This is a genomic window from Flammeovirga sp. OC4, from assembly GCF_000812565.1.
In the GTDB taxonomy this organism is placed as follows: domain Bacteria; phylum Bacteroidota; class Bacteroidia; order Cytophagales; family Flammeovirgaceae; genus Flammeovirga.
Genome location: NZ_JTAM01000118.1, coordinates 1 through 9307, shown reverse-complemented (window position 1 = coordinate 9307; position 9307 = coordinate 1). Strand labels below are relative to the sequence as shown.

Genomic DNA, 9307 nt, shown 5'->3' with positions numbered 1-9307 from the left:
AATATTCGAAAACTTAGTTTACAATGTACAGACAAAATAAAAAAGCCACCTTTATTAAAGTGGCTTCGTTATTTCTTTGAAGGATCTAATTACTCTATTTTATTGCACGTCATAGACTGTGATATTAACAGAACCTAAAACGCTAATTCCCTCTAAGATTAAATGGCAATTTACTTTGTCTGTCACTGTAGGGACAGCATCTTCTTTTGAAGAACTAAAAGCATTATATATTTTATTTTTCCACGTTTTACTTTTTAAAACATGAGAATATTCACTTAAAATTTTCTTGGTACGATCTTCTACAACAGTACCTGGCAAAACTTTGATATTTACCTCTCCTACAATTTTTGTCATACGTAGTTTAACAACCGCCCCCTCTAAACATTGGTTTCTTAAGTCCACATTCGTCTCCCCAACAATAGTAACTACTTCATAATCAGATTTTGTATTTTTTAAATTAGGGTCATTAAACTTAATATTTTGCTCACCAATAATTGTAAAAATCCTAGATGAACTTGTATTCACATTATCAATAACAAGGCTTTTCCCTCCTAAGATATTTAATGACAACTTATCATGATCTTGTGGTGCAATACTTTCGGGAGCAATCACACTAGAAGATTTGATATTGGAACCTAATTCTTTTACATAATGTTCGGGAAAATCAGACAAAACTAGATCTAATTTATCTATTGAATCGGCCTGCATCACTATATCTAATCTATTTTCATAATCATGAGGGTCGAGATTTCCTTCTGTAAATGCTTTTTCAAGAATATCTAAAGTTTGTTTTCGTTTCTTCGGTAAACCAAATTGAGAGACATGTTTCATTGCGTATCTTTAAAGTTTTGTACTAAAGTAACAAAAAAAACCTATTGAGTAAAAACCCAATAGGCTAAAGTGTTAAGTATATTATATGTCTTTATTGGTTAAGGTATTTATCTATAGTGAAACCGCTAGAGCGATTGCGAATCCTACCGCGATAACCACTGTTGCTATTGTGAAATTTTTCATGTCTATAGTGTTTATATATGATTAAACTAATGCTCTTACTTTGTACTTCAAATGTATATCTTACCCTTATTATTACCAAACTTTTTTTAAAGTATTTTTTACACTTATAAAAGTAAGGATTTATGATTTTTCAAAGGATAGGCCTATTTTTTAAAATCTTAAAAATAACCCTTCAAATTCTTTTCAATAACACATAAAATAAAGTGTAAATAATACAGAAAAAATAATTTCAAAAAAGTAAAAAATAGTTACTCTAAAACTAAAAAGAGCTTCTTTCGACAAACTCTTTTTATGAATAAATATAGATGCCATCAATTATTTATTCTTTTATCAAATAATGCAATCCATTTTTTTGTTTTTAAGAAAAAAAGACCGCAATTTGTTTGACCATATTTTTTAATGATTGAAAATTTAGTCTAGGATATTCTTTTTCAATCAAAAGAACGGTTCATAACGATGAACGAACCATATTCTATTAATATCGTAAGCAATTTTACAGTGCATCACCTGATTGGATGCCTTATGAATGCTTAATAGACTTCGAAAATTTTATGAATAAAAACTCAATTATTCCATTTGGTAAAACTAACCTATATGTTTCTAGAGTTGGATTGGGGTTAGCTGCATTAGGAAGACCCGGATATATAAACCTAGGACATGGAGATGACCTTAACAATAACTACGACATTGAAGTAATGCAAAAGAATGCTGCACAAGTAATGGATGTGGCACTTCAGAATGGTATCCGATATTTTGATACAGCTAGAAGCTACGGAAAAGGAGAACTGTTTTTGAAAAGTTGGCTAAACCAACAAGAAGACACTTCAAAACTTGTAGTAGGCTCGAAATGGGGATATGAATACACTGCGGAATGGAATGTAAAAGCTGAACACCACGAAATTAAGAGTCATACCTTGGATCTACTTAAAAAACAGTGGATGGAAAGTGTTAGTTTACTGGATGAAAACCTTAATATTTATCATATTCATTCGGCTACATTAGAAAGTGGTGTACTGGATAACGAGGAAGTATTGCAACAACTATGGGATATTAAATCTACTGGTACTATTATAGGTCTTTCTCTTAGTGGAGAGAAACAAAGTGAAACACTTGAAAAGGCTTTAAAAATACAAAGAGAAAGTGAGCACCTATTCCAATCAGTGCAAGCAACTTACAATATATTAGAAAGGTCGGCTTCAAAAATGTTAGAAGAAGCGGCCTATCAAGGATGGGGTGTCATCATTAAAGAAGTGGTGGCCAATGGTCGCTTAACTGGTAGAAATGAAGAGGAGGACTTTCAACCTTTCAAACAAAAATTAAATGCTATTGCACAAAAACACGATGTAGGTATTGATGCGATTGCTATGGCATTTGTACTCTCTCAACCTTGGGTTTCAGTGGCTTTGAGTGGTGCTTCTACCGCTGATATGCTTCAAGAAAACCTAAAAGGAGCCGAAGTACAGCTTGATATGTTTGATCTCCAGATGTTAGATGAAATATATGAAGAAAACGAAATCTACTGGCAGAAAAGAAAAGAACTTGATTGGAATTAATTGATAATGTTCTAACTTTAAGTACCTATTAATAATTGTTTTAGTAGGTACTTATTTATTTATAAGTAGCTGATCATAATTAAATATAGTTTATAAATGTAGAATGAATTGATCTCAGGTAAGGCAAAATTTACAGTCCTAGCCATAGTTAAGACGAAAAATTTTAACGAAACATGAGTTTAATTCAAATGCATTTAAGCTATAGATAATTTTGAACATTTACTTAAGTACCTATTGAATTCAAAACAGCTAATTATTAACTCAAAGGAAACCTAAGAAGGCAAAAACGACAACTTATTTAACATAAGTCACTATTTCTATATATTAAGACCATTAAACTATGAGAAAATTACTTTTCTTTTTATCACTATTGCTCATCGCATTTTCAACCAATGCACAAAAGAAAAATAAAAACAAGAAACCCAATATCTTAGTCATTTGGGGTGATGATATTGGTTGGGCCAATATTAGTAAATACAACCACGGTATGATGGGATATAAAACCCCAAACATTGACCGAATTGCCAACGAAGGGGCAATGTTTACCGATTGGTATGCTCAACAATCCTGTACAGCAGGAAGAGCTGCGTTTATTTTAGGGCAACATCCATTTAGAACGGGTTTGTTGACGATCGGTATGCCTGGTTCAAAACAGGGAATCAAAGACAATCAACCTACCATTGCTGAATTATTGAGACCTTTAGGTTATACTTCTGGTCAATTTGGCAAAAACCACTTAGGGGATCAAGATGAACATCTACCCACCAATCACGGTTTCGATGAGTTTTTCGGCAATCTTTACCACTTAAATGCGGAAGAAGAGCCCGAAACGTACTATTATCCTAAAGACCCAGAGTTCCATAAAAAGTTTGGTCCTCGTGGCGTTATTCACTCTTACGCTGACGGTCGTGTTCAAGATACAGGTCCATTGACTCGTAAAAGAATGGAGACTGTGGATGATGAATTTACACAAGCGGCATTGCAGTTTATTGAAAAAGCACATAATGATGGGAAACCATTTTTTGTATGGCTAAGTGCCACTAGAATGCACGTTTGGACTCACCTTAAAGAAGAAAGTAGAGGAGTAACAGGTATCGGTTTATACCCTGATGGTATGGTAGAACATGATAAAAACATTGGTATTGTATTGGCAAAGCTAGAAGAACTCGGCATTATTGACAATACTATGATTATGTACTCTACTGACAATGGTGCAGAGAAATTCTCATGGCCTGATGGCGGTTCTACTCCATTTGCTGGTGAAAAAGGAACTACTTGGGAAGGTGGTTTCAGAGTACCTTGTGCTATCCGTTGGCCTGGTGTGATCAAACCTGGTACTATAGACAATAGCATCTATTCTCATGAAGATATGATGCCAACTATTTTGGCCGCTGCAGGTGTTTCTGATGTGAAAGAAAAGCTTCTGACTGGATATAAAGCTGGTGACAAAACATTCAAGGTACACTTAGACGGCTACAATCAGATGAGTTTCTGGAAAGGAGACATCAAAGAGGCTCCTCGTAATGAGATCTTTTATTTTGATGCAGCAGGCAATTTAAATGCTTTAAGATACAAAGATTGGAAATTACACTTTGCCATCATGGAAGGCGCCATCAATACGGCTTACAGAAAAACGCCTTCATGGCCTATTCTTATCAACCTCAGAGCTGACCCGTATGAAGTTTCTTATAAATCTGCTTTGTACATTCGTTGGTTTGCTGACAATATGTGGACTTTCGTTCCTGCACAAGCCTATACAGGTAAATTCTTAGCCACATTTAAAGAGTTTCCACCAGTGCAAGGCTCTTCTTTAGGTATTGATAAGGTATTACAGTCCTTACAGACTACTCCGAAAAATTAATACATAAAGTAAACATGACAAGAAGCCTCTACTATTTACTAGTAGAGGTTTTTTATTTCCCCTTACCAAGTTCAAAAATTGAAGGACACCTTGGTATTTGAATTAAAATATGGAATACATCAAATAGAAAATTGGGTATAAAAAGTGTTAAATCAACGTTGATTCAAAACAAATGTGAACCATACCACATTTCTTGTGTAGATACTTCCGTAAAATTGTATTCATAAAATAATACAAACCTAAATTAAACATTATGAAAAGGATACTCGGATTACTTACATTATTATTAGCATTACATAGCGTTACATTAAGCCAAGATATGGATAAGAATACAAAATTCAACCCGCTTACAGATTTTGAGAAATATGTTATTGTACATAAAGGAACTGAACGTCCAGGCACCGGGATATATAATGCTCATTTTGAAGATGGTACTTATACCTGTAAACGATGTGACACTCCACTTTATAAATCAGATGATAAATTTGATTCTCATTGTGGATGGCCAAGTTTTGATGATGAGATAGAAGGTGCTGTTAAAAGAGAAACGGATGCTGACGGTAGAAGAACAGAAATCTTATGTGCTAATTGCGATGCTCACTTAGGTCATGTATTTATTGGTGAAGGATTAACTGCAAAAAATACAAGACACTGTGTAAACTCTGCATCTTTGAACTTCACACCTGCTGAAGAAAAGAAAGTAGCAGAAACGAATGTTGCTATTTTTGCTGGCGGATGTTTCTGGGGTGTAGAATATTACTTTGCTAAATTACCTGGTGTAATCAGTACTCAAGTAGGTTACACTGGTGGACAAAAAAACAACCCTTCTTACAAAGAAGTTTGTTACACTGATACTGGGCATGCTGAAGCTTTGGAGATCAAATATGATCCAAACAAAGTGTCTTATGAAGAGTTAGCAAGGTTATTTTTTGAAATTCATGACCCTACTCAAGTCAATAGACAAGGGCCAGACGTTGGTAAACAATATAGATCAGAGGTTTTTTATACTTCAAATTATCAAAAAGAAATTGCCGAAAAGCTAATCAAAGAATTAGAGGATAAAGGATATGATGTAGCAACAAGAGTTACAAAAGCCTCTACTTTCTGGGATGCTGAAGAATACCATCAAATGTATTACTTCAAGAAAAAGGCAAAACCGTATTGTCATATTAAAACAGAACGCTTTTAATAATTGATACTACAACACTAGCCCATGGAACTTTTTATTCCATGGGCTTTTTTATATCTTGATGGTAAACACATTGCAAACTAGGTTTTCGTTAATTGTGATGATTCCTTCTATGAAGAATAAATGTTCATATATTGTGGTACGCGAGGACGTTGCAATACAACGTCCCTACAGCACTGCTTTTTAGAAGATAATTATAAGACCTTTCTCTTTTGTTTTGTAATTAGGCAATCATTTAGTAGCATCTCTCTCGGCCTTGATTTTTGCTTCTTTTGTTTCAAGACAAAAACGAAGAAGAAGGAAGTTTGAAAGTTGACGATAATTTAGTTTACAGTGCATTAAGTACATTATAAACTAAATAAATTTCTAGTGGAAATACAGCATTTAATCGTTAACTGTGGAAGCGTAAAAACAAAGCATTTTGGTGAGATCCTAACACAAGAAAATTTAAACTATTCTATCGTTACGATAGAATCTCTTACTGAAGAACACTTGATAAATGCTGATAAAATCATCATCAGTGGAGCACCTATTTTACTGACAGAGGTAGATTCTGTACCCTATTTGAAAAAATTTGAAATATTAAAAACTATAGACACTCCAGTATTAGGAGTTTGTTTTGGACATCAGATTTTAGGAATGTTGGAAGGTGGTGAAATTAAAAGAACAACAGAAGCTAGAAGTTTAGAAACCATAAAACAGACTTCCCCTTCTCCTCTTTTCCACGCAATTCCTCAAAACAGTGTCTTTGAAGAAGATCATTGCGAAAGCGTTACTTTAAGCGACAGCTTTCAATTATTAGCTCACTCACAATCTTGCGAAAATGAAGCAATGCAGCATAAAACTTTGAATTGGTGGGGAGTACAATTTCATCCAGAGGTCTCTGAAGATTATGGTACTTTATTGCTACAAAATTGGTTAAATCTTTGCACTACGAAAGGTTAAACCTGTTATAAAAAATAATTAAACCATCATAATAATAAAGAAGTGCAAACTAGATATAGATTAGTCACATTGGCACTTGGGTTAGTAGTATGCTTCAATTTAATGGCAGCAGATACTAATACTACTCCTATTAGTATTGAACAAGGAATGAAAATGGAAGACAATGCCAAAAAAGTTGAAACACTTACGGCAATGGCTTTAATGGCTGTGGAAAGAAATCCATCTTCTCAAAAAGAGCCTTTTCAACTTGTTAATCAAGCAATACGAACAGCAAAGAAAATATCCAATAATGAGGCACTCGCCATGGCTTACAACACCAAGGCTATTGTTTTTAGGGAATTCTCTACTTTTCCTCAAGCCGTTAACTTTCACCAAAAAGCCTTAAAGCTTTCAGAAAGGTCAACGCAAAAATCAGATAAAGTCAACTTTTTACTTGATCTAGGTGCGACCTATAGGGTCAGTCTTGATTTTGAGAATGCTAAATCATCGTTTTTAGAAGCACAACTTCTTTCCAACGAACTGCAGTTATCTACACTAGAAGTGATCGCTTATTTGAATATTGGCTTCTTGTACACCTCATTGGAGATTCAGGATGAAGCTTTGCCTTACTTTGAAAAAGCAGAAGAAATAGCCAATAAGAATAATATCAAAGACGCCTATGTTCTTTCAATTATTGGAAAGGGAACAAATCAATTGCTTGGAGAAAATCCAAAATTTTCAAAAGCACGAAAATACTTTGTGGAGGCAATAACTGAAAGTAAGCAAAATGAGAATAGATACTTTGAGGGAATATCAAAAATATTTCTAGGTAGAACTTACCTAAGAATGAACAAGATTAGTGATGCTTACCGACAACTCAACTCTTCTGTAAAATTATTAGAGAAATATAAATACAAGCCTGTTCTAAAATCAGAATACAGAAGTCTTGACGATGTGATGAAGTTTAGAAATTACTACTCTCAAGCATTATCCTACCTCAACAGTATTAAATATTATAGAGGAGAAATTTCTCAAAGTCAATATAACCTAGCCGTTAAAGAAGAATTAGAACTCTTTGGAAATCCAGACCAAGATGAATTAGAACAATTGAGGGAAGCACTCACTGAACTCAAAAATCATTACTCATTCTTGGACAGTATCAATCAATTGGACGATGAAGAGGCTGTTTATTTATTGAAAAGTTATCTTGATCAACAAAATGCCAAGGTAAACGACTTAGAAACTGATCGTTCTTATTTGAAGAAATTATTGATAGAAACCGAGAAAGCTGCAAAACAGAAAATTGAGATTCTAGAGCAAAAAAATCAACTTCAAAAAGCATTGATCGCTAAGCAATATTGGGCTGCTGCCACTTTATTGTTATTAATAGTTTCACTCGGTGTGGTCGGAAGCTTACAGTATAAAAATGCGGTACAAAGAAAAAGAACCAATCTTGAATTAGAAGCGAGGAATGAAAGAATTTCTGAGCAAAACATTGAGATTCGATCTACAGCCAACCAATTAGAAGAGGCACTCACCTCTTTACAAATACAAAGTAAAAAGACAGAAGAAAGTATTCATGCTGGTTGGCGCATCCAAAACGCTATGCTTCCAGCAGAACAGCATTTTACTGAATTTTTCTCTTCACATTTTGTGATGTACCAACCAAGAGACATTGTATCAGGTGATTTTTACTGGGTCGGGCAACAACATGAACAAACCATTATTGCAGCGCTAGACTGTACAGGACACGGTATTCCAGGTGCATTTATGTCTATGATGGGAAATGCATTGATGAATCAGGTTGTCAATATCGAAGGACTTACTTCTCCTGCTGAAATATTAGCGAAAATTGATAAATACATTGCTCTAACACTACATCAAGAAGAAAATGAATGGTCGCGTGAAGGAATGGATGTTGCCATTTGTACTATTGCCAAAGATAAAAAGTCCTTACAATATGCAGGGGCGAAAAATCCACTTTTAATTGTAAAAGATAAAAGTGAATACGACCTCTACAAGGGCACGAACCGTCATGTTGGAGGTAACAGAATGAAGAATAAGCAGAAAACGTACGAAGAGCATACCATTGCCATTCAAAAAACAGATACTTTCTATATTTATTCAGATGGTATTCAAGATCAGTTTGGAGGGAAAGAGAATAAGAAATACATGAGAAAACAGCTCATTGAAGATCTTTGCAGTTGGAATACACTTCCTTTGGAAAAGCAGAAAGAAAAGATGACTCAAAAGTTTGACGCTTGGAAAAATGGCAGTAAACAAATTGATGATATTCTTTTAATTGGGTTTAAATGTTAGCATTAATTCAATATTATATTTGGACTCTACAACGATTAACATAATAATCTTTCAGTAATCGAATTTTTTATTTTTTCTTGTGTTTAGTAATTAAAGCACATAGAAAATTTACTTTCGATTCATAATTAAAATGTGAGGCATTTCAACTAATATTGATTTGCCTCTTTTTTATTGCACCGTAAACTTCCAATCAATTATTCTTCATGCTTTTATGTCCTACTTTCAAGTTTCCTTCTTCTTCATTTTTCCATTGATGAAAAACGAAGCAAAAAAGTCAAGGCTTTGAACGCAAAAGCTAAATTTCATTCCTTTCACCTAAATGATTGCCTGATTACATGTCAAAAGACTAAGGTTTTATACTCACCTTCTAAAAGCAGTTCTGTAGGGTCGTTACATTGCAACGACTTCGCGAACCACTATACACTACCATTTCTCCTTCACAAAAGG

At 34.1% G+C, this 9307-nt stretch carries 6 protein-coding genes; 5 read left to right on the top strand and 1 reads right to left on the bottom strand.

Annotated features, from left to right (window positions below; genetic code table 11):
• Positions 1-99: 99 nt before the first annotated feature.
• Entirely contained in the window at positions 100-831 is a 732-nt protein-coding gene (locus PL77_RS29090) for a DUF1707 domain-containing protein (RefSeq protein WP_044213330.1), read from the bottom strand.
• Positions 832-1565: 734 nt separating this feature from the next.
• Between PL77_RS29090 and PL77_RS29085 the strand changes: the two genes are divergently transcribed.
• The 5 genes from PL77_RS29085 (at position 1566) to PL77_RS29065 (ending at position 8860) form a co-directional block, all read left to right on the top strand.
• Positions 1566-2567, top strand: coding sequence for an aldo/keto reductase (locus PL77_RS29085; protein ID WP_044213332.1), 1002 nt, complete (start codon positions 1566-1568; stop codon positions 2565-2567).
• Positions 2568-2907: 340 nt separating this feature from the next.
• Positions 2908-4428, top strand: a complete 1521-nt coding sequence (locus PL77_RS29080; protein WP_044213329.1) for an arylsulfatase — start codon at positions 2908-2910, stop codon at positions 4426-4428.
• Positions 4429-4681: 253 nt separating this feature from the next.
• Positions 4682-5617, top strand: coding sequence for a bifunctional methionine sulfoxide reductase B/A protein (locus tag PL77_RS29075; RefSeq protein WP_082026792.1), 936 nt, complete (start codon positions 4682-4684; stop codon positions 5615-5617).
• 369 nt (positions 5618-5986) lie between these two features.
• Complete coding sequence (locus PL77_RS29070; protein WP_044213325.1) at positions 5987-6562, top strand: gamma-glutamyl-gamma-aminobutyrate hydrolase family protein; 576 nt, start codon at positions 5987-5989, stop codon at positions 6560-6562.
• A gap of 102 nt (positions 6563-6664) precedes the next feature.
• Complete coding sequence (locus PL77_RS29065) at positions 6665-8860, top strand: SpoIIE family protein phosphatase (RefSeq protein WP_044213322.1); 2196 nt, start codon at positions 6665-6667, stop codon at positions 8858-8860.
• Positions 8861-9307 lie beyond the last annotated feature (447 nt).